The sequence below is a fragment of the Hyphomicrobium sp. LHD-15 genome, assembly GCF_031157355.1.
Classification (GTDB): Bacteria; Pseudomonadota; Alphaproteobacteria; order Rhizobiales; family Hyphomicrobiaceae; genus Hyphomicrobium_C.
In genome coordinates this window covers 247409-272362 of record NZ_JAVIFT010000005.1, presented here as the reverse complement: position 1 = coordinate 272362, position 24954 = coordinate 247409, and the positions used below count along the sequence as shown (strand labels likewise).

The window sequence follows — 24954 nt, the reverse complement described above, 5'->3', positions numbered from 1 at the left end:
GGGCCGAACGTCTTTTACGCAGATACATGAACCAACCGTTCGAGCGCCTCCCTGATCGTTCCTTCGTCGTGAACCAAAGCCACGCGAATGTAATTCGCGCCGGGATTGGTTCCGTCGGGTCCGGTCTGAGCCAGGTAGGCACCGGGTATCACCTTGACTCCGAAACGTTTCCATAAGGTTAGTGCGGCGTGAGCGCCGTCACCGATTTGACTCATGTCGAGCCAAAGGAAGAAGCCGCCGGCCGGGCGCCGGTAGCCGAAGCGGTCGCCGAGGACGGCATCGGCCACATCATATTTGCGGCTATAGGCGAGCCGGTTGGCGGTCACGTGCTGCTCTTCGGCCCAGACGGCGGCCGAGGCGTGCTGGGTGGGGCCCGGCATCTGGGGGCCGATCAGGTTCCGAACCTCGAACAGGGTGGCGAGGAAGCCGCCGTCTCCGGCCGAGAAGCCCGACCGCAGCCCGGGGAGGTTCGAGCGCTTCGACAGGGAATTGAACACGACGAGGTTGCGGAAGCGTTCCGGGGTTTTGGCTGCAACTTCGAGCCCCCCTGGCGGCGGGGCGCCGCTGTAGATCTCCGAATAGCATTCGTCGAAGAAGAGCATGAAGTCGTGGGTGCGGGCGAGGGCGAGCGCACGGGCGATGTAGGCCTCGCTGGCGACGGCGCCCTGCGGATTGGCGGGCGAGCAGAGATAGAGCGCCGCCGTGCGCGCGAGCAGGGCCGGGTCGGCTTCGAGCGCGTCGAGATCGGGCAGATGGCCGGTGGCGGCGGTGGCATCGAGGAACACCGGCTCGGCGCCGGCGGCCAACGCGCCGCCGAGGTAGGCCTGATAGAACGGATTGCACATCAGGATCGCCGGACGCTCGGCGAGCCCCTGCTTCTGCTTGCGGCCGACGGCGGGGAAGGCCGCATAGAACAGCCCTTCGCGGGAGCCGTTGCAGGGCAGGATCTCGGTTGCGGGATCAACGATGCCTTCGAGATTGAAGCGGCGGCCGATCCAGGCGGCGATGGCGGCGCGCAACTCATCCGATCCGCGAATGGGCGGGTACTTCGCAAACAGGGCTTCGGCTTCGGCGATCTTGGCGGCGACGAACGGCGGCATCGTCTCGCGCGGCTCGCCGAGTGTCAGGTCGATCGGCTTCGCGTGCCCGGGCGCGACGCCGTCGAGCAGCTGACGCAGGCGCGAGAACGGGGACAGGATGGTGCCGTCGGCGAGCGCGGCAAGGGAGAGTGTGTCGGACATGCCGTGTTTTAGGCGGGCGGCGGGCAGCGGGCAACAGGCAGGAACGGAGGCAGAGGGTGGCGGGCAGCAGGCAGGCCGTATGTCGGCAATCGGCATTCGGCACGCGGGAGTGGGGGCAATGAGCTGCCACTGTCGTCCTCGGCTTTATGCCGAGGATCCAGCCTTCCACGCGCGCAAGCGGTGACGGAGGGCGTGCCGTTTGAGGTGGCGGTGCGTTGTCCGCTGGATCCGAGGCACAGGGCCTAGGATGACACTGTTGGAGGGCAGTCGGGTTTAATCGTGGTCCGCGGCCTTGCCGGGCCGTGATCAGGGGATGGGGTCGCGCTGGGCGCGGTCGTAGTTGGTGGCGGAGGTGAGGCCGGTGACCTTGTCGAGGCCCTTGGCACCGCGCAGATCGGCCTCGTCGAGGTTGGCGCCGGTCAGGTCGGCGCCGGTAAGGTCGGCTCCGGTGAAATCGGCGCGGGTCAGATTGGAGCCGCGCAGGTTGGCGTCGCGCAGATCGGCTTCGATGAAACGGGCGTAGGCGAGCGAAGTGCCGGGCAACTTCGCTTCCTTGAGGATCGCACGCGTGAAGTTGGCGCTCGACAGGCTGGCGGGCGAGTTGACCGCCGGCTCGCGAACGGCGGAGCGGCCGAGCACGGCGCCGGTCAGGTCGGCGCCCGAGAAGTCGGCGCGCTCGAACATGCCGTCCGAGCGCATGCGCACGAGCTTCGCGCCCCGGAATTTAGGAGCCTCGTTGGTCGCCACTTCGAGGGACGTAAAGATGGTCGGGCGCAGGATGCGGGCGTCGGTCAGGTCGGCATTCGAAAAGTCGGTGGCGGTGAGCGTCGCGCGGTCGAGAACCGCGCCGACGAGGGAGGCGCCGGCGAGGTGGGCCTTCGTCAGATCTGCGGCGTAAAGGTTGGAGCCCGCAAGCTCTGCCGCCTTGAAATCGAGCTCGGCGAGATCGAGGCTGTTGAGGTCGGCAGACTTCAGATCGGGGCGCGTGCCAGCCGGCGCTTTGAACAGGCGCTCCGTCACCGCGCGCGCCGTTAGCTTGACCGCTTGTTCGGCGCCCGAAGCAGGGGCACCCGGCGTGGTGTAGCTCGGCAGATCGTCGGCGGCCGCGGGCGCCGCGGCGGCGAACGCCAGGGCAAGCGTGATGAAGCGGCTGGCTGGGTTGGCGCGCATGGCGCGGTTGCTCCGGTGCTTGCGCGGCTTCCCTTGGCTTGATCGAGGGCCGCGAACTTCGTTTCGAAAGACGAGGCGCGACGTAACCACGGGCGGCGAGGCGAGGGTAGGGCAATTTTCCTGAGCTAGGCCGCCGTGGCTCCGTCTTTCAAGAGCTTGTAGTTGATGGAATCGAGAAGCGCCTCGAAGCTTGCATCGATGATGTTGGGGGACACGCCGACGGTCAGCCACCGCTCGCCGGTTGCGTTGTCGAAGGTTTCGATCAGCACGCGTGTGATCGCTTCCGTGCCGCCAGTCAGGATCCGCACCTTGTAGTCGACCAGCTCGATGCTCTCGATGTGCTTCTGGTAGCGGCCTAGGTCCTTGCGCAGCGCGCGGTCGAGGGCGTTGACCGGGCCGTTGCCCTCGCCGGCCGACCAGAGCGGATCGTTCTCGCCGTTGACGAACACCTTCACCGTCGCTTCCGACACGGTGACGAGCTCGCCCAACGCGTTGTGGCGCCGCTCGACCATGACGCGGAAGCTGTCGACGGAGAAATAATGCGGCACGTCGGCGAGGTGGCGGCGCGCCAACAGCTCGAAGGAGGCGTCGGCGGATTCGTAGGCGTAGCCGGCGCTCTCGCGCGATTTCACCTCATCGAGCAGGGACTGAATGCGCGGGTCGTCCTTGTCGGTCGCGAGGCCCAGGCGTTCGAGCGAGGCCAGCACGTTCGAGCGGCCGGCCTGCTTCGAGACCAAGAGGTGGCGCTCGTTGCCGACGGCTTCGGGCGGTATGTGCTCGTAGGTCTCGGGATCCTTCACGATCGCGGAGGCGTGGATGCCGGCTTTGGTCGCGAAGGCGCTGTCGCCGACATAGGGCGCGTGGCGGTTCGGCGCCTGGTTCAGCAACTCGTCGAGCACGCGGCTTGCGTGGGTCAGCGTGCGCAGGCGCTCGGGTGTGACGCCGGTCTCGAAGTTCTCGGCGAAGTCCTTTTTCAGGAGCAGCGTCGGGATGATCGAGGTCATGTTGGCGTTGCCGCAGCGCTCGCCGAGGCCATTCAGCGTGCCCTGGATCTGGCGGCAGCCCTGGCGCACGGCGGCCAGCGTGTTGGCGACGGCGTTGTCGGTGTCGTTGTGGGTGTGGATGCCGAGGTTCTTGCCCGGGACGTGGCGCGCGACTTCGGCGACGATGCGCTCCACCTCGTGCGGGAGCGTTCCGCCGTTGGTGTCGCACAGCACGACCCAGCGGGCGCCGGCGTCATAAGCCGTCTTGGCGACGGCGAGGGCGTAGTCGCGGTTGCCTTTGAAGCCGTCGAAGAAGTGCTCGCAATCGAGCATCGCCTCGCGGCCGGAGGCGACGACGGCGCGAATGCTTTCGTCGATGCCCTTGAGGTTTTCCTCGTTCGAGATGCCGAGCGCGACGCGGACGTGATAGTCCCAGGACTTGGCGACGAGGCAGATGCTGTCGGCGGCGGATGTGAGAAGCGCCTGCAGGCCGGGGTCGTTCGAGACCGAGCGGCCGGCGCGCTTGATCATGCCGAAAGCCGTGAAGCGGGCCTGGCGGAATGCGGGCTTCGACTTGAAGAATTCGGAATCGGTGTCGTTGGCGCCGGGATAGCCGCCTTCCACGTAGTCGAGACCCAGGTCGTCGAGGAGGGCCGCGATGCGCCGCTTGTCCTCAAGCGAGAAGTCAACGCCCGTCGTCTGCGCGCCGTCTCGCAGGGTCGTATCGAACAGATAAAGGCGTTCCTTGGTCATTGTCCGTCTCGGGTCTCAGCCGTCGTTCGCGGCGACGAGCTGCTTCTTCATCGTCGTGTTGGTGAGCCAGAGGTCGTCGCGGGGCACCATGTTGCGCTGGGTCGCTGCATAGCCGCGGGCTTCGAAGAATGGCTCGGCCGTGTCGCTCGCTTCGACCGTGATCTCGGTTGCGCCCCGTCCCTTGGCGAGCGCTTCGACGGCGTCCGCCAGAGCGGAGCCCACGCCCTGTGCGGCAAAGTAGGGGTGAACATAGAGCATGTCGAAGATGTTGTTGTCCTTCAAAGAGGCAAAGCCCGCATATTCGCCCTCGACCTGGACAACGAGCGTTACCATGGCGCCGAGGCGCTTGGCGAAGGCTTCCGCGTCGGCCGCGGTGCTGGCCCAGGCGACACGCTGGTCCTCGTCGTAGTCGTCGGCGGTCAGTTCCTCGATGCTCTGGGCGAATAGCTCGCGCAGCGCCATGGTGTCGGCGGGTAGGAACGGACGGAGCGGGAAAGATGCGGTCATGGGTGTACGCTCAGATATAGCCGTGGGCGCGGGCGAGATAGAAGGCGAGCGCAAGAATGGCGATCTTGACTGCCACGTAGAACAGCCAGTGCCGTGGGAACGGCGTGTCCTTGCGCCAGTCGCTCATCGGGCGATTTCCCAGGTGGTGACGATCTCGCCGGTCGTGGGATCCTTGGCATCCTTCAAGGCGACGCCCATGGCGGCCAGCTCGTCGCGGAGACGATCGGATTCCTTGAAGTCCTTAGACCTGCGCGCGGCCAAGCGCGCGGCGACGAGAGCGTCGACCTTTGCTGCGTCGACGGCAACGGCCTCGACGCCGACATTCAGCTCGTCGCGGGTCTCGCCGCCGTAAAGGCCCATGAAGGCAAGCGTGGCGCTGAGTTCGGCCGCTGTATCGGCGTTGCGGCGCGCGGATTTCGCGAGGCCGTGGATGATCGAGAGCGCACTTGGTGTGTTGAGATCGTCCGAAAGAGCGGCGATGACGTCCGCGTTCGGGGCGGCAGCCGGTTCCACACCCGATACGAGATCGGCGAAATCGAGCAGCGTCGCGCGGGCTTGCAGCAGCCGATCGGCGGTCCAGTCGATGGGCTGGCGGTAATGGGTGCCGAGCATGGCGAGGCGTATGACGCGCCCGTGCCAGGGGCTCGCGCCGAACTTCTTGGTTTCGAGCAGCTCGTTGATGGTGATGAAGTTGCCGAGCGATTTCGACATCTTCTCACCCTCGACCATCAGGAAGCCGTTGTGCATCCAGAGGTTCGCCATCACCGGCGTGCCGTGGGCGCAGCGCGACTGAGCGATCTCGTTCTCGTGGTGGGGGAAGACGAGGTCGATGCCGCCGCCGTGGATATCGAACACGGGGCCGAGGTGCTTTTCCGACATGGCCGAGCACTCGATGTGCCAGCCGGGGCGTCCGGGGATGTCGATGCCGGACGGAGAGGGCCAGGCCGGCTCGCCGGCCTTGGATGGCTTCCACAGCACGAAGTCCATCTGGCCCTTCTTGTAGGGCGCGACCTCGACGCGGGCGCCGGCCTCCATCTCCTCGAGGGAGCGGTTCGACAGCTTGCCGTAGTCGGCCATCGACGAGACGTCGAACAGGACGTGACCTTCCGCGACGTAGGCGTGGCCGCGGGCGACGAGCGCGTCGCAGAGCTGCTTCATTTCCTCGATGTGCTCGGTGGCGCGCGGCTCGACAGACGGCGGCAGGACGCCCAGGGCCGCGATGTCGTCGTGGAACTGCTGTTCGGTGGCGGAAGTGACGCGGCGGATGGCTTCGTTCAACGGAAGCTTCGGGAAGTCCTGGGCGGCGCGTGCGTTGATCTTGTCGTCGACGTCGGTGATGTTGCGCGCGTAGGTGACGTGGTCGGCTCCGTAGACATGGCGGAGCAGGCGAAACAGGAGATCGAAGACGATGACGGGGCGCGCGTTGCCGATGTGGGCATAGTCGTAGACGGTGGGGCCGCAGACGTACATGCGGACGCGTGCCGGATCGATCGGCTGGAACGTCTCCTTGCGCCGCGAGAGCGTATTATAAAGCGTCAGCGACACGCGTTCTCTCCTCATGCTCCGGCGGGGCCCGCCCGGTCATTCCATGCCCAAGCCGTGTCCGTTCCGCGCTTTGCCCTTGCCGTAGCGGATCAGGCCACGTGCACAGGCGTCCCCTCCGTCTGGCGGGGCGTTTCTCTGTCTTGTCATGAGGCAAAGAACGGGGCCGCGCGCCAGCCGGTGTGGACTAGCTCGAAATAATAATGCCGCAGCAGATGGCGACGGCAATGTTCAACGGCGTGGTTCTCATGGCGGGTGTTATGCTTGGACGTATCGGTGCCGTCAAGCGGCGGCCTTGGCGCGGGTTTCCGCCGAAAAACCAAGGGAAAGGGCGACACGCCGCATTTCTCCCGCATTGACCCCCTAGGGTCTTTGCGGTTTTAGTTCAATCCCGGAACGGCCTTAGGCGTTCGCGTGCCTCTTGCCGGAATGCGCTTTGGCATCTATGCGCTGGGTCACGTAGTCAAGTGAACGACATGGCCATGTCAGGGGCGTTGAGACCCTTGGTAATCGATGGGGTCGATGGAAGGTTCTAAAAACAGCGGACGCGGGCGCGCGGTTTTCAGCTTCGCGACCAAAGTCGACAAGCGCACGGCGTATGCCGCGCTGGCTGGCATTCTGCTCGCCGGCAGCGTGGCCGTGCCCGCCCTGGCGCAAAGCTGGTGGCCGTTCAACGACAATCAACCTCAGCAGCGACAGGCGCCGGTTCCGCGCGAGCCCGTTTACCAGGATCCGGCCCAGCAGGCGCCGCCTCCGCAAGCGCAGGGCAATTGGAGCGGAGGCAACCGGAGCCCGATCTGTCTTCAGCTCGAGCAGCGCCTGGTCCAGGAAGGCCAGCGCGGCAGCGAGTCCCGCAATCTCATTCCGATGGTCGAGAACGAGCTTCGGCAGACCGAGCAGACTTATCGCGGCCACAAGCAGCAGCTCGATCGCAGCGACTGCTACGAATATTTTCTGTTCTCCAAGACGCTGAGGCGTACGCGGCGGTGCGTGGATCTCGCCAACCAGGCGGACGCCACGCGGCAGCGGATTGAGGATCTTGAAGTGCAGCTTCAGCAGCTGCAGGGATCTTCATCCGGGCGGTCCTATCAGGACGAAATCGTGCGCGAGCTTGCCCGCAACAATTGCGGCGCGAACTACCAGCAACAGGCCCGCAAGCAAAGCGGCGGCGGGTTGTCCGCGTTCTGGGAAGATGAAGAGAGCAGCTCCGGCGGTGGCGGATCGGGATTCGGATCGCTGCCCTATGCAACTTACCGGACCGTCTGCGTCCGGCTGTGCGACGGCTATTATTTTCCGGTGAGCTTCTCGACTCTGCCGAACCATTTCCAGCGCGACGAAGAAGTGTGCCAGTCGAAGTGCGCGGCGCCGGCCGAGCTTTATTACCATCAGAACCCGGGCGCGGGCATGGAGCAGGCGGTGGCCGCTCGCAGCAACGTGCAATACACGCAGCTCAAGACCGCGTTCCGCTACCGCAAGGAATACGTGCAGGGATGCTCCTGCAAGATGGCGGAGTATACGCCGCCGCCCGGTTCGCCCGTGCCGGGTGCAACTGGCGATGCCGGCGGGTGGGTCTCGCAAAGCCCCACTGGGGCGAATCCGGCTGCACAGCCGCCGCCGGCTCAAGCGCCGCAAGGAAGCGGTGAGACGCTGCCCTGGTCGACGACGCCACAGTAAGGCGTTTCTGCAATCGAGAATTTGGGTGGTTTTGCCTGGGCTTCGTGCCTGGGCTATCCGCGTTTTCCCAGCAGGCGGGTTTCGGCTCGGCTGCGGCCGATCAGCGGGAGGAGGGCCTTCAGCTCCGGCCCCGCCTCGCGCCCGGTGAGCGCTAAGCGCAACGGATGAAACAGCGCCCGTCCCTTGAGGCCGGTTTCGGCGGACACCTTCGCCGTCAACGCGCCCCAGGTGGTTGCGTCCCAGGGCTCGGGAGGCAGAAGCCCGGCGGCCTTGGTCGTGAGATCGATGTTTTCGATTACCGGGTCGATTTCGGCGTAAACGACGGTCCACCAATCGCGCGCGTCGCCGACCAAGGTGATGTTGCCGCGCACGGCGTCCCAGAATGCAGCGCCGCCCGAGATGCCCATACCCTGCAATCGTTCGGCCACAGCTTCATAAGCGGTCTTGTGGAGCAGTTTGGCGTTGAGAGATTTCAGCTCCTCGACATCGAAACGGCCGGGTGCGGTCGAGATCTTGCCGAGGTCGAACAGAGCCGCAAGCTCTTCGAGCTTGGCGTGGGGCTCGATGGCATCTGATGTGCCAACGAGCGCCGCATGGCTCAGGATCGCCATCGGTTCGAGGCCGTCGCTGCGGAATGTCTCGATGGAAAGCGTGCCGAGGCGCTTCGACAGGGCGTGCCCGTCGGCGCCAATCAGCAGGCTGTGGTGGGCCAATGCGGGCGGGACGGCGCCGAGGGCTTCGAAGATCGAGATCTGGACGCCGGAATTCGTGACGTGATCCTCACCGCGTACGATGTGGGTGATGGCGAAATCGATGTCGTCGACGACGCTCGTGAATGTATAGAGCGGCGTGCCGTCCTCGCGGATCAGCACGGGATCGGACAGGGAGCCGATGTCGACGGTCTGATCGCCGCGAATGAGGTCGTTCCACGAAACGATGGTGGGGAGCGGGGCTAGGCCGCTCTCGGCGCTGGTGTTGTCCAGGCGAAAGCGCCAGTGCGGCCGGCGGCCTTCGGCTTCGAGCTTGGCCTTGTCCGCATCGGTCAGCTTGAGACCGGCGCGATCGTAGATCGGCGGCATGCCGCGGCCGAGCTGGCGCTTTCTTTTGCGGTCGAGCTCGTCCTCGGTTTCGTAACAGGGATAGAGCCGGCCCTTTGATTTCAGTTCTTCGGCCGCTTCGGCATAACGGGCCATCCGGTCCGACTGGCGCTCCTCGCGCTGCCATTCGAAGCCGAGCCAGCGCAAATCCGTCCGGATGCCTTCGGCAAAGGCGTCGGTCGAGCGCTCGCGATCGGTGTCGTCCAGGCGCAGGATAAAGGTGCCCCCGGCCCGGCGCGCGAGAAGGTAGTTCAGCACTGCGGTCCGGATGTTGCCGATGTGGAGCCGGCCGGTGGGGCTCGGGGCGAAGCGGACGGTTGGTTTCATGGTGCGGACGGTCTCGGCGTGCTGGCGCGGCGCTGGGCGCGATGGCGATCCGGTGACGATCGGATTCGGCGCCACCCTATCGCCCGCGACCGAGAACTCAAGCCCTGGCGGTCGTGGCGGCTGGGGCGGCGCCGAGGTCAGCCAGCCGCCCCTGGGAGCCAGGGGGCAAACGCGGCAATTGGGTCACACTGGGGGCGCACTCGGGCGGGCGCGTTCAATCGGGGACACATCTTAGGTTATTGGTAAGACTAGTTTCCTACGTTCAGAGCTAGTGAAGTGCTCGGGGCGGGGAAGTCGGATGCGCGTGGTCAAGTCTGTTCCAGTTGAGGATTTCGAGTTTCGCGGCAGCATCAAGGACAGCGACGTTACCCGGATGATCAGGGCTTTTGCCGAGGATCCGCACGTCCATGAGAACGAGGCGGAGGCGCTGCTTCGCCTCAACCGGAGCTGCCCGATCCAGGCACCGTCGTGGAGCGGCTTCCTGGTCGAGGTCATCGCCGACTACATTCTGAATCAGAGCGGCCCGGAGGGATACATCACCTCCGAGAAGAGCCGCTGGCTCATCGGCAAGCTTGCGACCGACGGATGGATCGCCAACCGAGCCGAGTTCGATCTTCTGGTCAGCATTCTCGGAAAGGCCCGCTGGTTCCCGTTGAGCTTGGCGACCTTCGCGCTCGACCAGGTGGCCGGTGCGGTCATTCACGGCTACGGGCCGCTGAGAAACGGCCAGGGTTACGGCCAGCTTGGCGCGGTGCCCGGCTCCATCGGAGAGGGGGAAATCGCGCTTCTCCGGACCATTCTCAATGCGTTCGGCGGTGACAGCGCGTTGCCGCTGACGCGGGCCGAGATGGAAATTCTGATCGGCGTAAACAAAGCGATCGCAGGCCGGCAGGTTCCGGCCGCCTGGACGGATCTTTTTGCCAAGGCGATCGCGAACGTAATCCTTTCCGAGCATGGCTATTCGGTTCCGCCGCGCTCGGTGGCGCTCCGGCCGCGCGTTGCCGCCGAACCGCCGGCGGCGCTCGACGAGCAGGTGGCGCTTTCGCTCGGCACCCTGCGCTTCGACTATCACAGCCAGTCGGTCGAGGAGCGGGCGCTTGCCCGTCTCGAACGCCAGCGGATCGAGATCGTGACCGGGGAATCGATCGTGACCGAGGACGCCGGCTGGTTCTCCGACCTCGTCTTCTCGCGGCTCTCGCGCGCGCCGATCGAAGCCGCCGTTATGGATCATCTCAGCCGGGAATGCCTGATCGGCGAAGACTGGGAGATCCAGAGGGTGGTCGCCCGCGGCGGCTGGGCAGCCTAAGCCTTCCATCAGGCGTTTACCGTTTCCGGCCGCGTGCCGCGGGCAGGCAATGCCCGCGGCCATAATGCCGCGTGCGGGGCAGCCCGGCCCAAATCCCGACTAAAATCTGTCATGCCCAGCCTGCCGGCCGCTATTTATCGCGGTTTACGGGCTCGCCGGGTTTAGTCTAGAAGAGCCGTATCGACCTTCCTCTCCCGACATTCATGACACTCTTTCGAGATTCAAAAGGGCGCCAAGGGCTAATGTTCAAAAAAATCCTCATTGCCAATCGCGGCGAGATCGCTTGCCGCGTGATCAAGACCGCGCGCAAGATGGGCATCAAGACCGTGGCGGTCTATTCGGACGCCGATAGAGAGGCGCTTCATGTCGAGATGGCCGACGAGGCGGTGCACATCGGGCCGCCGCCGGCCGCCCAGTCGTACCTGATCATCGAAAAGATCGTGGAGGCCTGCAAGCAGACCGGAGCCGAGGCCGTTCATCCCGGTTACGGCTTCCTCTCGGAACGCGAGGCGTTTCCGATCGCGCTCGAGAAGGCCGGCATCGTGTTCATCGGCCCCAATCCCAAGGCGATCGCCGCCATGGGCGACAAGATCGAAAGCAAGAAGGCGGCCGCCAAGGCCAAGGTGTCGACCGTCCCCGGCTACATGGGCGAGATCGCCGACACCCCGCACGCCATCAAGATCGCCGAGGAAATCGGCTACCCGGTCATGATGAAGGCCTCCGCCGGCGGCGGCGGCAAGGGCATGCGCATCGCCTTCAACCGCAAGGAAGTCGAGGAAGGCTTCCCGCTGGCGCGCTCCGAGGCCAAGGCCTCGTTCGGCGACGACCGCATGTTCATCGAGAAGTTCATCGTCGATCCGCGCCATATCGAGATCCAGCTGATCGGCGACAAGCACGGCAACGTGATCTACCTCGGCGAGCGCGAGTGCTCGATTCAGCGCCGCAACCAGAAGGTCATCGAAGAGGCGCCCTCGCCGCTTCTCGACGAGAAGACGCGCCGCGCCATGGGCGAGCAGGCCGTCGCGCTGGCGAAGGCCGTGGGTTACGATTCGGCTGGCACCGTCGAGTTCGTGGCCGGACAGGACAAGAGCTTCTTCTTCCTCGAGATGAACACGCGCCTCCAGGTCGAGCATCCGGTGACGGAGCTGATCACGGGCGTCGACCTCGTCGAGATGATGATCCGTTCGGCGGCTGGCGAGAAGCTGCCGCTCAAGCAAGCGGACGTGAAGCTCAACGGCTGGGCGGTGGAAAGCCGCGTCTATGCCGAGGATCCGTTCCGTAACTTCCTGCCCTCGATCGGGCGCCTCGTTAAGTATCGCCCGCCCGTCGAAGGCTCGAAGGACGGGCTTACGGTGCGCAACGACACCGGCGTCTACGAAGGCGGCGAGATCTCGATGTATTACGATCCGATGATCGCCAAGCTCGTGACGCACGGGCCGACGCGCATCGCGGCGATCGACGCGCAGGCCGAGGCGCTCGACGCCTTCTATATCGACGGCATCCAGCACAACGTACCGTTCGTGACCGCGCTGATGCAGCATCCGCGCTGGCGCGACGGGCGCCTCTCGACCGGCTTCATCGCCGAGGAATACCCGGAGGGCTTCAGGCCGCGCAAGGCGGAGGGCGAGGAGCGCGACGTGCTCGCAGCCGTCGCGGCGGCCATCGATCATCTTCACAACATCCGCCGGCGCGAGATCAGCCACCAGATGACGAACGGCGCGGTGACGTTCGCCAAGCGCCGCGTTGTCGAAATCGGCGGCGAGCGGCAGACGATCGAGGTTGCCGGGTCCGAGGGCAAGCTTCTGCACGTCAGCTTCATCGGCGCCGGTGGTGCCCCGGCGAAGACCCTGACGGTCAGCTCGGTGTGGGCGGCCGGTGAGCCGGTTTGGCGCGGCGAGGTCGGCGGCAAGACGGTGTCGGTGCAGGTTCGCCCGATCCTGAATGGCGCGACGCTCTCCTATCGCGGTATCCAGAGCCCGGTTTACGTCTACACCGAGAAGGAAGCCGAGTTGGTGGCGCTGATGCCGGTCAAGGCGGCAGCGGACATGTCGAAGTTCCTGCTCTGCCCCATGCCGGGCCTCGTCAAGGCGATCAATACCGCCGAAGGACAAGAGGTGAAGGCGGGCGATGCGCTGGCGATCGTGGAGGCCATGAAGATGGAGAACATCCTCCGGGCTGAGCGCGATGGGGTCGTGAAGAAGGTCAACGCGAAGCCGGGCGACAGCCTTGCGGTGGACGCGGTGATCCTCGAATTCGCATAAGGGATAGCGCGAGACACTCGCGATTTTGCACGATGAGATCGTTCGACGCCTCCCTCTCCTTGCCGGAGAGGGAGGCGTCATTCATTTTGGGCAGGTAGCAGGCAGGGCGAGGCTGTGCGGACGGAGCATGTCAGGATCGAGGGGCGCGTACAGGGCGTGGGCTATCGGGCCTGGACGCGGCGGACCGCGTTGTCGCTCGGGCTCACGGGCTGGGTGCGCAACCGTCGCGACGGATCGGTCGAGGCGGTCTTCCAGGGACCGGCCGAAGCCGTCGACACTATGATTGCGCGCTGCCGGCGGGGCCCGGAGATGTCCGATGTCTCTCAGGTGCTGTTGCTCGAGGTGGAGGCTGGAACGTTCACCGGCTTCGAGCAGCGCGAGACGGCTTAGAGCGTGTTTGCTGTCGTCTAGGAGCCCCTATCGTCATTCGAGAGCCGAACCCGGCGCAGAAGTTGCCGAAGGCGCGAGAAGTCTCGGGTGATAGAAGCTTTGCGCTGTGTTCCGGCTCGGTGCTCGGGCTCCGCTGGAGGCCGTCGCTTGGCCGGAATGACAATCGAACGGGTCAGCCGAGACGGGCGGCGGCGGCGCGCAGGCCGTGGATGATCAGCTCGTAAGTGTCCTCATCACGGGCTTCCGGATAGACCATGTAGACCGGATAGACGAAACGGCGCGCGCGTTTTGGCTGGCGCAGACGGCCGCGCGCCAGGTGATGCTTGACGATACGGGACGGGAAGTAGCCGGAGGCCTCGTTGGCGAGCAGATATTCGATGCTGACCGATCCGAGGTCGAGATGCAGGCCCGGGTTGGTGAGCTCCGGATAGGCGGCGGCGTGGTCCTGCTGGAAGTCCGGTCCCCAATCCACAAAGACGTAATCGCTGGCGCCGGCCCTGCGACTCGTCTGCTTGGCGCTGGTCACCAAGACGAACTCTTCGTCGAACAGATGCTCGACGACGTGCCCCGGCGGCTGAATGGGCCGGTACATGACCGCGAGATCGAGCGTTCCCTCGATCAGGCGCTGGGTGAGGGTCGTGGATGGCGCCGAGATGGCAGAAACGGCGATATCGGGGGTCTCCGTGCGTAGCCGCGCAACCCATTTCAACAGGAATCCCTGCCACAATCCGATGGTGGCGCCGATCGCGAGGTGATCGCGGTGCTGATCCGAAAGACTGACTTCGAGCTGGGCCCGCTGCCATACGCGCACGAGCGCGAGGGCGTGCTTTCTGAACTGCTCGCCGGCTGCGGTGAGGTCCGCGCCGGACTTCGAACGCTCGAAAAGCGGGCGCCCCAGGAGATCCTCGAGCACCTTAATGCGCGCTGAAACTGTGGATTGAGTGATGTTGAGCTTCACCGCAGCTTCGATGAAGCTGCCGGTCTCGATGACCATCAGAAACGTACGCGCGAGATTGATATCCATATGCCGCTCGCATTGCGCAGAGACGCTTTCGAGCTATCTATCGAAATCTTCGATATCAGTCACCGGAAATTTCCGTTTGAAGCTCGGATTGATTCTGACCACATTGACGATCGGCCCGTCGTGAGTCGGGTCAGATTCGGCTCAGCCCACGCTGGGCGTTCAATGGAAGGACTAACGAAGATGGCTAAAGCTGCTAAGAAGCCCGCCGCGAAGAAAGCTGCTGCAAAGAAGCCCGCTGCGAAGAAGAAGAAGTAAAGAGTTTCTGCCACGTGGTCTCGGAGTTGGTTGTGTCATCTGATCGCGTCATTCCGGGGTTCCTGATCGCTCTGCTTCTGTCCACCTCAGCCGCTCAGGCGGCTTCGATCACAAATCGAGATGCCAGGGACCAAACGGTCACCGTCATCGAGGGAAGTTCCCAAAAAGACCATATTCTCAAGCCGAATGCGGTTCTTGATGGGATTTGTCAGAAGGGGTGCTTGATCCGGCTCGGCGCCAGTCGAGAAGACCCGTTCGAGCTTGAGGGCTCGGAAATTACGTCGATCGAGGATGGCCAGCTCTACGACGATGAGGTGGGGGTGCCGTCAGAACCTGCGTTAGGTAATGACGCCCAGCCTTCTCGGCCCAACTCGCGTCCGTAGAAGAGATCCGTTGTAGTGAATAGAGGCCCGGTCCCGCTTGTTGCGGGGCCGGGTTTTCTTTTGGGCTGCAAGCGATGCGCCCCGCGTTCCATTTCGATACGTTTTACGGCTCCGAAATCAGGCTCGCGATGGGGGGGAGGCTTCGTGTGTCGGTCCGAAATGGCGTTCGAAGGACTGCCTGAGGGACATATCCACATCTTTCATCGCGGTGGTGCGGCCGAGATCGCCGAGGCTCGTGACCCCGTGATCGGAAATTCCGCACGGTACGATGCCGTCGTAGTGGGAGAGGTCGGGAGCAACGTTGAGGCTGATGCCGTGATAGCTCACGCCCCGGCTGATGCGGATGCCGATGGCGGCGATCTTGCTCTCCGAGGCTGCTCGTTCGGACGAGCCATTCGTCACCACCCAGACGCCGACCCGGCCCGGGCGGACCTCTCCGGTGATCCCGAGTGAGGCGAGGCTGTCGATGATCCAGCGCTCCAGCGTTGCGACGAAGGCGCGGACATCGGTGCCGAACCTCTGCTGAACGTCCAGCATCACATAGGCAATGCGCTGGCCAGGGCCATGGTAGGTGTATTGCCCTCCGCGTCCGGTGGTGAAGACGGGCAGGCGGTTCGGATCTCTGAGGTCGAGCGCGCGGGCGCTGGTGCCGGCCGTGTAGAGGGGGCGATGCTCCACGAGCCAGATCGCCTCGGAGGCTTGCCGCTGGCGGACTTGGGCGGCGCGCTCTTCCATTGTGGAGACGGCAAACGGGTAGTCGGTGAGCCCCGGGCTCACCATCCACGCGACCGGGCTTCTATCGAAATCCATCATGGATGACGCTCTTGTCTTCGGGCTTGCCGCGATGGGACGCCGTTGCGGACCGTGCGGGTTTCTCAATCTCTATCGGAAGCGCGGCCAACGACTGCGAACGTTTCCTCGATTGCATATATAGAGTGCGAATGGGCGGTTCGGAGCGCGATGTCGCCAGCTTCGACGATGGTCTATCGAAAATGGGGTGCAGGAGGTGTTCGGCCCCGATGTCGCACCGGGCGGGCTGGAGCCTCGGTATCGGGCTCGCGGCTTGGTGTTTCGGGCATTTCGCGATCCTGCCGCCTACCCCGTTCATACGGCTTTCCGGCCCCTCCGGGACGGCCGTCGTTTCGGGCTTGCCTTCCCGGTCGCCCTCTGTTAGTTCCGCGGGCTCCCAGAGCGCTGATGTGCTCCGGGAAATTGGCTGAGCGCCTGTTCTGTTCCTCATGCGAGCTTTCCTCTCGCATCCTGAACGGCCAGGCACTCAGGTGCCCCTTGTTCAGCCGACGCGGGTTGGCTATATGGGGCGCTTCAAAGCCGTGATGCGGTCGTGGCGGAATTGGTAGACGCACTACCTTGAGGTGGTAGCGGGGCAACCCGTGGAAGTTCGAGTCTTCTCGACCGCACCATAGAGCTCTTGGAGCTTGAGACACCCGGCTTGCCGGGTGTTTGCTTTTCTAGGGCCTCACTTCCGGTGAATGCCCGGAGTCCGGATTGGCAGGCCGCCCGCGGCTGCCGGTGGGCAAGGTGGCCTTGATGGCCCCTCTCATCAGCCCTTCCTACTTCCGGTGGGCGGTCAGTAACCCCCTCTTTACCTTCCCCGCGCAAATTGCGCGCGCGTCAACCATTCCTAGATCGGCCGGTCCCTAAGCTCGTGGAGCCCATTCCTCCGCCGGCCGGACTTCCCATGCGTCGCATCAGCCTTCCCCTTCCGAGAGTTCGCGCAAAGCTGGCGCGCTTCTTCCGCGAATTTCGCCACGATAGCGAGGGGACGACCGTGATCGAGTTCGCTCTCGTCTCGATTCCGTTCGTCGTGATGATCCTCGCGATGATGACGGTCGGCATTCATTTCCTGACCTCCCATTCACTCCAACGGGGGGTGTTGGATGCCGCGCGTCAGTTAAGAACGGGCGAGGCGCAGAAGGCGGGGCTCGATCTCGACGATTTCCGTGAACTGGTCTGCAATGCGGCAGGCAGCTTCATCTCGTGCGACAAGCATCTGGTCATTCATATCAAGAGCAACGCCAAGTTCGCGGGGCTCGCGCCTGCGACGAGCTGCCTGACGAACGGCAAGTTGACCCCTTCGGCGGGGAACGGGACGGATGCCGTCAGCTCGCGATCCGGCGAGGAGAGCACGGCGGTTCAAGTTACGGCCTGCTACGAATGGGAGATGGGCTCGGTTTTCTGGCAGACGATCTGGGATCTCATCTCGCCAACTCCGATCTTGCAGGGCAAGACCGTTCTTTCCGCGACGACCGCGTTCCGGTCCGAGCCCTACAGATGAGCGACGACGGGATGCGTATCATGACCAGCCGCCAGAGCGTTGAAGCGGGAGCGTGTTCGATGCCGGTCGCGTCGACGAAGCGGGCGATCGCGCGAGTTGGGCACGCGGTAAGCAAGTTCGGAGCCGATATCCGTGGGATCGCGGCCGTCGAATTCGGCTTCATCGCCCCGATCATGCTGCTGTTCCTGCTCGGGACGATCGAATTGACCCGTGCGATCGCGATCGACCAGAGGTTCGATCATCTGACCAGCGCGATTGCCGATCTCGTCGCGCGAGAAGACAGGCTCACCGCGGACGACGTGAAGGCGATCTACGACATCGCGGGCGAGATGATGAGCCCGTACGACGCCAACGATCTCAAAATTTCGATCATCCCGGTGATGTCGAGCGCCTCAAACGCGGAAAATACCCGCGTCTATCCCGCGACGACCAATCGTCCGTCATTCAACGGTGGCGCACAGCCGGCGCGCTGCCAGGCCTATTCGCTGACCAAAGGCGTTCTCAGCAAGAACGAGAGCGTGATCGTCGTGGAGGCGACCTACAAATTCAAGCCGATGTTCGCCGGATATTTGATGAACACGAGCGATTGGACGAGCAAGGCCTTCGCCAAACCCCGAAAGGGGCTCTGCGTCGTGTTCGACGACAACTGCTTAAGTTCGTGCTTCTCCTAATCAAATTTCAATCTGCAGCTTTCCTCCACGTGCCTCCGGTGTGCAGGTGAAATGATTGAGAGCTCATTGTTGAAGTTGTGACCGATCTTCAGTATGCTCAGCCCAGCAACTAATTACACCAAGCGAATTGACGGGCCGTTTCGGAACGTTTCACCGTCCTTAAAGTTGGGCTTCGTTGGGTGATTTGCGGACATGAGCTGTTCTGAACGCCTGTCGCTGAATATTGCTACGATATCGTGCTGCCTGATCGAGATCAGCGCTCTCTAGAGAAAGCTCTGGAGACGTCATGTTTGTTACGGTCTCGACAATCGATTTATGGTGAGATCGGACCATCCTGGTTCGGATGTTGTTGTTTTTTGATTGTCTGATTGATCGTGTTTCGGAACTCTTGTCTTTGGTTTGGCCCGATCCAATTTTCCAGTCAGTGTTTGATGTTGGCCTCGGGCCGCGGTTGCCAGAATCGAAGTCACTTGGACATAAGGCGCCAGTTCGCCAAGGCGCCCTGAATGTGAAGTTACGAGCGAGGGGACAACCATGGGCCGTCGATCGCTTCATACTGCGGAAGAGCTGCGAGAACTGATTATCGGAGCTTCCACGGAATTGATCCAGCAGGCCGGGCTTGGCGGGCTTTCCGCTCGCGAAATCGCCCGGCGCATCAATTATTCGCCGGGAACGCTCTATAATTCCTTCGAAAACCTTGACGATCTCGTGCTTACGATCGAGGGCAGGCTGCTCGACGATCTGCTGCACGACCTCACCAGTGTCCCGCGCGGAGGAAATCCGCGGGAGCGCGTTCACAAGCTTGCAAATTGCTACCTTGCCTTTGCCGCGCGGAATCCGAAGCTCTGGAATCTGCTGTTCGAGCATCACATCCCGGCGTCACGCGTGGTTCCCGACTGGTACCGGCAGAAGCTCGAGGCGCTGATGGGTGAGGTCGAGGGCACGCTTCTGCCCCTCTCGGAAGGCCGAGACGCCGAGGATGTTCGCCGCGCTGCGCGCGTGCTCTGGGCGGGCGTTCATGGCATTGCGTCACTATCCGCCGCAGACAAGCTCTCGATTATCGCTGCGGACGACGCGAGCGTGCTCATGAACGATCTCGTGCGGAATTATCTCGTCGGCTACGAAGCGCAAAGAGCGATGGCCTCCTGAGGCCAATGCTTTGCTGTTCGGCTATTTACGCCTTCGGTTTCGTTCCGGGATCGTTGATCGGCCACCATTGTTTTCTTGATATGAAAACGATTTCACTTCTGCAGGCTGTTCCGAATTTCGATGATTTTGATGTTGCGATCTTTCGTTGCCTCCAAAATGGCGTATCGAAAGTCGCGTGATCAGAACGGTATTTCATTTCGACGCGAGCAGAGCTCCGCTACTTCCTCACGGAGAGGATGCTGGCGGGGCTGCGGAATTGCTCGGTGCATCCTTCGAAATTGCGCCCGTCGTAATGTCCTGCGGAGCGGGTGACGGCGTGCGGGCGATCAGGCTCGGCACTTTGACAAGTCCGAACCAGCTCTCCTTCGGCAGCATGCGCTCATTGAGGCCCGCCCACATGTCGCGCGAAGACAGGCCGGTCAGGAACACGTTGGGGGAGGGCGCGAGCCAGATTGCGAGACCGAGTGCGGCGGCCATCCCGGCCGTGGCATAGGGGTGGCGGCGGTCGAAGAGCTTCAAGGCGGTGCCGAAAGACGACTTCAGCCGCTTGTCCTCGATATCGACGGAATAGATCTCATCGAGCGTGAGGTGGACAAGAAACCCTACGAACATGAACCCTGCCGCGAGCCACGCGACGCCCTCATGGCGATCCAGGACATTGGCGAAAACGACGGCCGTCGCGGCCGCCGAGAACAGGCCGGCAAGGATGGAATGCCAGATTCCGCGATGGACCGAGACATTGTGGAAGATGTTGCGGAGGCCGTAGCGCACCAGTAGCAAGGTGCCGAGCCAGAGCATCCATAGCTCCACGATGGACAGGCGATCCGCGGCGGAGAACAGCACCGAGAACGAGAAGAAGATGGCGAGCCCGCCGAACATGGCGCGGCTGGGCCGGCTTTCCTTGAGGTCGATATCCGGCAGCACCGAGCCCAGAACGCCCGCAAGCGTGATGGGGATCAGATTTTCGGGCGCGATGACGTTGGCGGCCAGCGTCAGGGTGGCGAGTGAGCCGGAGACAAGTGTGCCGACTGCGATATGCGTCGTGAAATTTGCCATGGCGAAGTGCTCCCCGATGCGAAGCCGTGCGCCAGTGTCGCAAACGAGTTGGCGCTACGGGTCTCTTTCGGAGCAGATTCTGCTTCGTCGTTGGAGCTTTCAGGATGCAAACGATGTGGATAAAGCCGCGTATGCGAGGCGGCCTGGGGCGTATGCGACACGATCCCTCGTTGGGGTAGCGCTTCGGCCTCTCATCTGGCAAGTAGGGCCCGAAGCGACTTAGAGAATTGCAACGCTTCGCCCTGATAAGGCCCGAAGCAACTATGGTCACTTTAGGTAAGACCGATGATTCACGCTTCGGACTGATAGGGTCCGAAGCGATCATGGTCTAGGGCGGCGATTGATCCCGATGGAACCGCGTTCCTCTTCCGGTCCTTGAAGGTGGCCGGTGGGTGCTTTGGACCCTAGAGTCCCCTCCGATCGGGGTTGCGCCTGTATTTTCAGATCGCCCGTTGGTTCATGGCCTTGGGGTTCACGAATTTGGCGTTTCATGGATTTGGATGATGGCTGCTCCGATGACTGAGGCTCGCGTAACCCGAACGCTGCATTTGATCGCCGTGGGCAGCATTGCCGTGGCGCTCGCGGTTCTCGGGCTCAAGTACGCCGCCTACGCGGTGACCGGCAGCGTGGCGCTCTATTCGGATGCGCTTGAAAGCATCGTGAACCTCGTGGCGGCGGGTGCGGCGTTGGTTGCCATCAACGTCAGTGCGCGGCCGGCGGACAAAAATCATCAATTCGGACACCACAAGGCCGAGTATCTTTCCGCCGTGCTCGAAGGCGCGCTGATCGTCGTGGCGGCCCTCCTGATCATTCGCGAAGCCTACGATGCTCTTCTTAAACCTCGCGACCTCTCCGAGTTCGGGTTCGGCATGCTGCTCAGCCTCCTTGCGACGGCTTTGAATGGGGCCTGGTCGGCATTTCTCATCAACCGCGGTCGCGCGTTTCGCTCGCCTGCGCTCGTCGCCGACGGTTGGCACCTGCTGTCCGACGTGCTGACCTCGGTGGGCGTCGTCTTAGGGCTGGTCCTGGGCTGGGCCACCGGGCTGCACATCCTCGATCCGCTGATCGCGATTGCAGTTGCCTGCTACATTCTCTGGAGCGGATCGAAGATCGCGATGGCGTCGATCAGCGGTCTTCTCGACGAGGCGGCGGACAGCGATATCCAGGCGCGCATCCGGGATGCGATCAAGCGGAGCGGGGACGGTGCGCTCGAAGCACACGACGTGCGGACGCGGCAGGCGGGGCGCGCGCTCTTCATCGAGTTTCACCTGGTGGTACCGGGGACCATGACCGTGAACGCAGCCCACGACATCTGCGACCGGCTCGAAGCCGCGCTCGAAGCCGAAATCGAGGGCTCCGAGGTCGTCATCCATGTCGAGCCTGAGTATAAGGCCAAAAAGCACTCCAAGAGCGCGATCCGGCTCTGAGGAGCAGCCTTGTTCCCTCGGGAACAGCTTCCGGCGGCAAGACAGTGCTTCCTAGAAATTGTGTCAATCCATCGGGACGTTCGTTCGTCGCTTTGGAGGCGATCAGCCGTCTGCTATAAAGGTAGACGTAGGTCACGCCGCTTCGTTTGGGGCCGACCGAATGGCGAGCTTGAAAAAGCGCGCCTCAGTTCTGCGTGGCCCCCCAAGGAAAGTTGGCTGTCATGAAATTTCCTTCGGCATTCTTCGCAATCTGCGGGCTGCTGGCCTCAGCGTCGGTCGCGGCCGCGGCGCCTCAGGAACCTGTCGGCTCCGCGCTCATCGTCGTCAATCTGGTGACGGCGGAGTTCAACCGCGATACGCGCACGTTGCAGCAAGGCGACCGGGTGCACCAGGACGAGACCATCGAAGTGGGGCTCGACGGCTCGAGCGAGCTCAAGCTCGACGACGAGACCAAGCTGGCGCTCGGGCCCGGCTCGCACCTGACGCTTGACAAATTCGTCTACGATCCGGCCAAGGCGAAAGGCTCGATCGTTCTGGATCTCGTGAAAGGCACGTTCCGGTTCATGACGGGCGTCGCCGAGAAGCCGACCTACGTGATCAAGACGCCGGCGGCGGCGATCACGGTGCGGGGCACGATCTTCGACGTCTATGTGCAGGAGGATGGACTGTCGTGGCTGCTGCTGCACGAAGGCGCGGTTGAGATCTGCAACCAGCGCGGGAAGTGCCGGATCCACGATGAGCCGGGCAAGCTGATCCGCATCGGCGGTGACGGCGATGTGGGATCGCCCGTTAAATGGGCTTCGCTGCAGGGGAAGGATTCGGTTCCGTTCGACAACGCGTTCCCGTTCGTTGCGAAATCGCCGGGCATCGATCCCACGCCGGTGTTCACGCGTGATGCGATCCTGCTCGGCACGTATCCCAACGCGGACAAGCCGAAGCGCAAGACAGAGACGACGAAACCGACCAAGCGCGCCGAGAAGGCCAAGCCGACCGAGACCAAGACGAAGCCGAAGAAGACGCGCACGGCCAAGACCCGCAAATCGGATGACGAGAACATCGTCACGGGGATGGATATCGCGGTCGGGATCGGCGGCGGGCTGCTCAATAAGCGCCGCGGTGGCGGCTATGACGGTCCGCGCGGTGGCGGAGACATGCCGAACCGCGGCAGCAGTGGCCGGATGCCCAGGTAGCGGCTGTCGCCTCAGGTTTTGAGGGAGGCCGCATAGGCGTCGAACATCGCATCGAGCGGCAACGGTGACGCGGCCTTGGCCAGCGCGCGGCAGGTGGCGATTTCGGTGACCGCTGCTGCCGCATCTGCGCGCACCAATGCGTCGCGGAGAGTGGCGTAGCGGGCAGCTAGCGCCTTGAAGCTCTCGGTTTTCGCCAGCTGTTCGTCGCCGACGAGCGCGAACAACTGCTCGGAGCGCTCCTTGCCGCGCAGGCGCGCGGCGGTTGCGATCTCCAGGAACGCAAATCCGGGAGCTTCGCGGGCAGTTTCGGCGCCGACGATGATGGGGGCTCCGTAGATCTTGGTCGCATCCTCGATGCGCGAGGCGACGTTCACGGTATCGCCCAGCACAGAGTAGTCGAAGCGCTGGGGCGAGCCGACGTTGCCGACGCAGCAAGGGCCGGTGTTGAGGCCGATGCCGATGCGGATCGGTTGCGCGGGCTCGCCGGCGGCGGCCTTGCGGGCGGCCTCTTCGCGGTTCATGCGGTCCATGCGGGCTTGCATCGTGAGCGCAGCGCGGCAGGCGTTGGCGGCGTGCGCCTGATCGGGAACGGGTGCGTTCCAGAACGCCATCACCGCATCGCCCATGAATTTGTCGATGGTGCCGCGGTGCTCGAGAATGATCTCGGACAGCGGCGTGAACAGGCGGTTCACGAACCGGATCAGCGTCTCCGCGTCCATGCCTTCGGAGAGGCGCGAGAAGCCGCGCACGTCGGCGAACAGCAGCGTGACGGCGCGGGTTTCGCCGCCGAGTTTCAGGCGCGACGGATCGGCGGCCAGTTCCTCGACCAGCGGGGTCGAGACATAGTGGCCGAACGCGCGCCGCACGCGGGCGCGATCGGTTTCGGTGCGCACGAACGACAGCAGCGAGCCCGCGAGATAGACGGCCAGGACCGAGAGGGCGGGATAAACAGGGTCGAACAGCAGACCCGCCTTCGAAAAGGCGAGCCAGGAGCCCATGCCGATGACAGCTGTAGCCGCGGCTCCAATGGCGGCCGCGGCAAGCGGGCCGGATCGCCGGATCAGGCCTGCGACGAGCGCGCCGACAGCGAGGAGCAAGGCGATCTCGGCTCCGGTCGCGAGCGGGGGGCGTGAAACGTGGGCGCCGGACAGCATCTGCTCGATGGCCTGGGCGTGGATCTCGACGCCCGGCACGGACGCCGCAAGCGGGGTTGCCCTGAGATCGAGGAGGCCGGTGGCGCTGGCGCCGATCAGCACGTGGCGGCCTGCGATGTCCTTCGGATCGAAGCTTCCATCCAGGACGTTGTGGGCCGAGATGTAACGGCGCGGATCGGGCCGCGCGAAGTTGAGCCAGAGCTGGCCGTCGCCGCTGGTGGGCAGCACGATTTTTCCGACGCGCACCGTCTCGATGCCGGTCTGCTCGCCGAACGACAGCACGCCACTGCCGCCCGACGCGCGGACGAAGGCAGTGGTTTCGCGCATGCCGGTGCGCAGGGCTTCGAGAGAGAGCGTCGGATAGAGCGTGCCATGCAGGGTGATCAGAAGCGGGACATGGCGGACGATCTGGTCGGCGGCGGGCAGCCAGTTCACGGCGCCGAGGCCGGTGGCGGGCGCGGCAAGAACGGGTAACGGCTCGATGGCGTTGGGAAAGCGCGGGGCGAACAGCGTCGGGTCGTCGCCGGCGGTTGCGAAGCGGGCTTTCGGCGGATTGGGCGCGCGGGATGTAACCGCGTCGCCGGCAACGCCAAGCACAACCGGGACATTTGTCATCGCGCGAGCCAACAGATCGTCGTTCGACGGCAGGGCGGCAAGCTCGGCCACGATGGGCGCAAGCTCGCTCCGGATTTGCGCTTGCCGCGCGAGGGCGGCCGGGGACAAGCGGTCGGGCTCGGCGAGGATCAAGTCGATTGCGACTGTCTTGGCACCGGCTTCGCCCAGCCGTTCGACGATGTGGGCAAGCTCGGAGCGCGGCCAGGGCCATTGGCCGATCTTGGCCAGCGAAGCCTCGTCGATGTCGACGATGCGCACGGGGAAGGCGGGATCGGCGTCGCGCGGTTTGAGATTGAGGTAGCTGTCGAAGATCGAGAGGCGCAGGCGGGCGACCGGGCTCGGATCGATGATGCGCAGCGCGACCGCTAGCGCGAGCACGACGGCGGTGACGATCAGATGCAGCGAGGGGCGGCGCAACAGGGTCATGGCTCGATCATACGAGATGGGATGGCTCTCTGGGCAAGAGCTCGTTTCTCCATACGT

Annotated in this window: 20 protein-coding genes and 1 tRNA gene; 11 read left to right on the top strand and 10 right to left on the bottom strand. The window is 63.8% G+C overall.

The window, feature by feature from the left end:
• Positions 1 to 14: 14 nt before the first annotated feature.
• The 5 genes from RCO24_RS16130 to cysS form a co-directional block, all read right to left on the bottom strand.
• On the bottom strand, positions 15 to 1241 hold the full coding sequence (locus RCO24_RS16130; protein WP_308963541.1) for an aminotransferase class I/II-fold pyridoxal phosphate-dependent enzyme: 1227 nt from the start codon (positions 1239 to 1241) through the stop codon (positions 15 to 17).
• A 306-nt stretch (positions 1242 to 1547) separates the two neighbouring features.
• The gene (locus tag RCO24_RS16125) at positions 1548 to 2411 is read right to left on the bottom strand and encodes a pentapeptide repeat-containing protein (protein ID WP_308963540.1); all 864 of its coding nucleotides are present in this window, start codon (positions 2409 to 2411) and stop codon (positions 1548 to 1550) included.
• A 125-nt stretch (positions 2412 to 2536) separates the two neighbouring features.
• Entirely contained in the window at positions 2537 to 4147 is a 1611-nt protein-coding gene (gene cimA / locus RCO24_RS16120; protein WP_308963538.1) for a citramalate synthase, read from the bottom strand.
• A gap of 15 nt (positions 4148 to 4162) precedes the next feature.
• A complete protein-coding gene (locus RCO24_RS16115) occupies positions 4163 to 4654 on the bottom strand; it encodes a GNAT family N-acetyltransferase (RefSeq protein WP_308963536.1) in 492 nt (163 codons plus the stop codon).
• Between the two features lie 123 nt (positions 4655 to 4777).
• On the bottom strand, positions 4778 to 6199 hold the full coding sequence (gene cysS, locus RCO24_RS16110; RefSeq protein ID WP_308963534.1) for a cysteine--tRNA ligase: 1422 nt from the start codon (positions 6197 to 6199) through the stop codon (positions 4778 to 4780).
• 519 nt (positions 6200 to 6718) lie between these two features.
• Between cysS and RCO24_RS16105 the strand changes: the two genes are divergently transcribed.
• A complete protein-coding gene (locus RCO24_RS16105) occupies positions 6719 to 7870 on the top strand; it encodes a DUF2865 domain-containing protein (RefSeq protein WP_308963533.1) in 1152 nt (383 codons plus the stop codon).
• Positions 7871 to 7923: 53 nt separating this feature from the next.
• Here RCO24_RS16105 and gltX read toward each other — a convergent pair whose 3' ends face one another.
• Entirely contained in the window at positions 7924 to 9294 is a 1371-nt protein-coding gene (gltX, locus tag RCO24_RS16100; RefSeq protein WP_308963532.1) for a glutamate--tRNA ligase, read from the bottom strand.
• Between the two features lie 298 nt (positions 9295 to 9592).
• Between gltX and RCO24_RS16095 the strand changes: the two genes are divergently transcribed.
• The 3 genes from RCO24_RS16095 to RCO24_RS16085 all read left to right on the top strand — a co-directional run bounded on the left by RCO24_RS16095 (position 9593) and on the right by RCO24_RS16085 (position 13251).
• Positions 9593 to 10600 (top strand): hypothetical protein, encoded by a 1008-nt coding sequence (locus RCO24_RS16095; protein ID WP_308963531.1) that lies wholly within the window; start codon positions 9593 to 9595, stop codon positions 10598 to 10600.
• Between the two features lie 242 nt (positions 10601 to 10842).
• Entirely contained in the window at positions 10843 to 12861 is a 2019-nt protein-coding gene (locus RCO24_RS16090; RefSeq protein WP_308963530.1) for an acetyl/propionyl/methylcrotonyl-CoA carboxylase subunit alpha, read from the top strand.
• Positions 12862 to 12975: 114 nt separating this feature from the next.
• Positions 12976 to 13251: an acylphosphatase gene (locus RCO24_RS16085; RefSeq protein ID WP_308963529.1), complete on the top strand. Its 276-nt coding sequence runs from the start codon at positions 12976 to 12978 to the stop codon at positions 13249 to 13251.
• Positions 13252 to 13423: 172 nt separating this feature from the next.
• Here the strand turns inward: RCO24_RS16085 and RCO24_RS16080 are convergent, their stop codons facing one another.
• Positions 13424 to 14275, bottom strand: coding sequence for a LysR family transcriptional regulator (locus tag RCO24_RS16080; RefSeq protein WP_308963528.1), 852 nt, complete (start codon positions 14273 to 14275; stop codon positions 13424 to 13426).
• 269 nt (positions 14276 to 14544) lie between these two features.
• Here RCO24_RS16080 and RCO24_RS16075 point away from each other — a divergent pair, with 269 nt between their 5' ends.
• Positions 14545 to 14913: a hypothetical protein gene (locus tag RCO24_RS16075; RefSeq protein ID WP_308963527.1), complete on the top strand. Its 369-nt coding sequence runs from the start codon at positions 14545 to 14547 to the stop codon at positions 14911 to 14913.
• A gap of 117 nt (positions 14914 to 15030) precedes the next feature.
• Here the strand turns inward: RCO24_RS16075 and lipB are convergent, their stop codons facing one another.
• A complete protein-coding gene (gene lipB / locus RCO24_RS16070; RefSeq protein WP_308963526.1) occupies positions 15031 to 15726 on the bottom strand; it encodes a lipoyl(octanoyl) transferase LipB in 696 nt (231 codons plus the stop codon).
• A gap of 523 nt (positions 15727 to 16249) precedes the next feature.
• Between lipB and RCO24_RS16065 the strand changes: the two genes are divergently transcribed.
• The 4 genes from RCO24_RS16065 to RCO24_RS16050 all read left to right on the top strand — a co-directional run bounded on the left by RCO24_RS16065 (position 16250) and on the right by RCO24_RS16050 (position 19029).
• A tRNA-Leu gene (locus RCO24_RS16065) sits at positions 16250 to 16334 on the top strand.
• A gap of 278 nt (positions 16335 to 16612) precedes the next feature.
• Complete coding sequence (locus tag RCO24_RS16060; RefSeq protein WP_308963525.1) at positions 16613 to 17209, top strand: pilus assembly protein; 597 nt, start codon at positions 16613 to 16615, stop codon at positions 17207 to 17209.
• A gap of 20 nt (positions 17210 to 17229) precedes the next feature.
• A complete protein-coding gene (locus RCO24_RS16055) occupies positions 17230 to 17880 on the top strand; it encodes a pilus assembly protein (protein WP_308963524.1) in 651 nt (216 codons plus the stop codon).
• A 534-nt stretch (positions 17881 to 18414) separates the two neighbouring features.
• Positions 18415 to 19029: a TetR/AcrR family transcriptional regulator gene (locus tag RCO24_RS16050; RefSeq protein ID WP_308963522.1), complete on the top strand. Its 615-nt coding sequence runs from the start codon at positions 18415 to 18417 to the stop codon at positions 19027 to 19029.
• A 225-nt stretch (positions 19030 to 19254) separates the two neighbouring features.
• On the opposite strand, the gene RCO24_RS16045 is transcribed toward RCO24_RS16050, so the two are convergent.
• Positions 19255 to 20085, bottom strand: coding sequence for a metal-dependent hydrolase (locus tag RCO24_RS16045; protein WP_308963521.1), 831 nt, complete (start codon positions 20083 to 20085; stop codon positions 19255 to 19257).
• Positions 20086 to 20600: 515 nt separating this feature from the next.
• Here RCO24_RS16045 and RCO24_RS16040 point away from each other — a divergent pair.
• Positions 20601 to 21512: a cation diffusion facilitator family transporter gene (locus RCO24_RS16040; RefSeq protein WP_308963520.1), complete on the top strand. Its 912-nt coding sequence runs from the start codon at positions 20601 to 20603 to the stop codon at positions 21510 to 21512.
• A 221-nt stretch (positions 21513 to 21733) separates the two neighbouring features.
• Positions 21734 to 22702, top strand: a complete 969-nt coding sequence (locus RCO24_RS16035) for a FecR domain-containing protein (protein ID WP_308963519.1) — start codon at positions 21734 to 21736, stop codon at positions 22700 to 22702.
• 11 nt (positions 22703 to 22713) lie between these two features.
• Here the strand turns inward: RCO24_RS16035 and RCO24_RS16030 are convergent, their stop codons facing one another.
• On the bottom strand, positions 22714 to 24897 hold the full coding sequence (locus RCO24_RS16030) for an adenylate/guanylate cyclase domain-containing protein (RefSeq protein WP_308963518.1): 2184 nt from the start codon (positions 24895 to 24897) through the stop codon (positions 22714 to 22716).
• Positions 24898 to 24954: the final 57 nt, after the last annotated feature.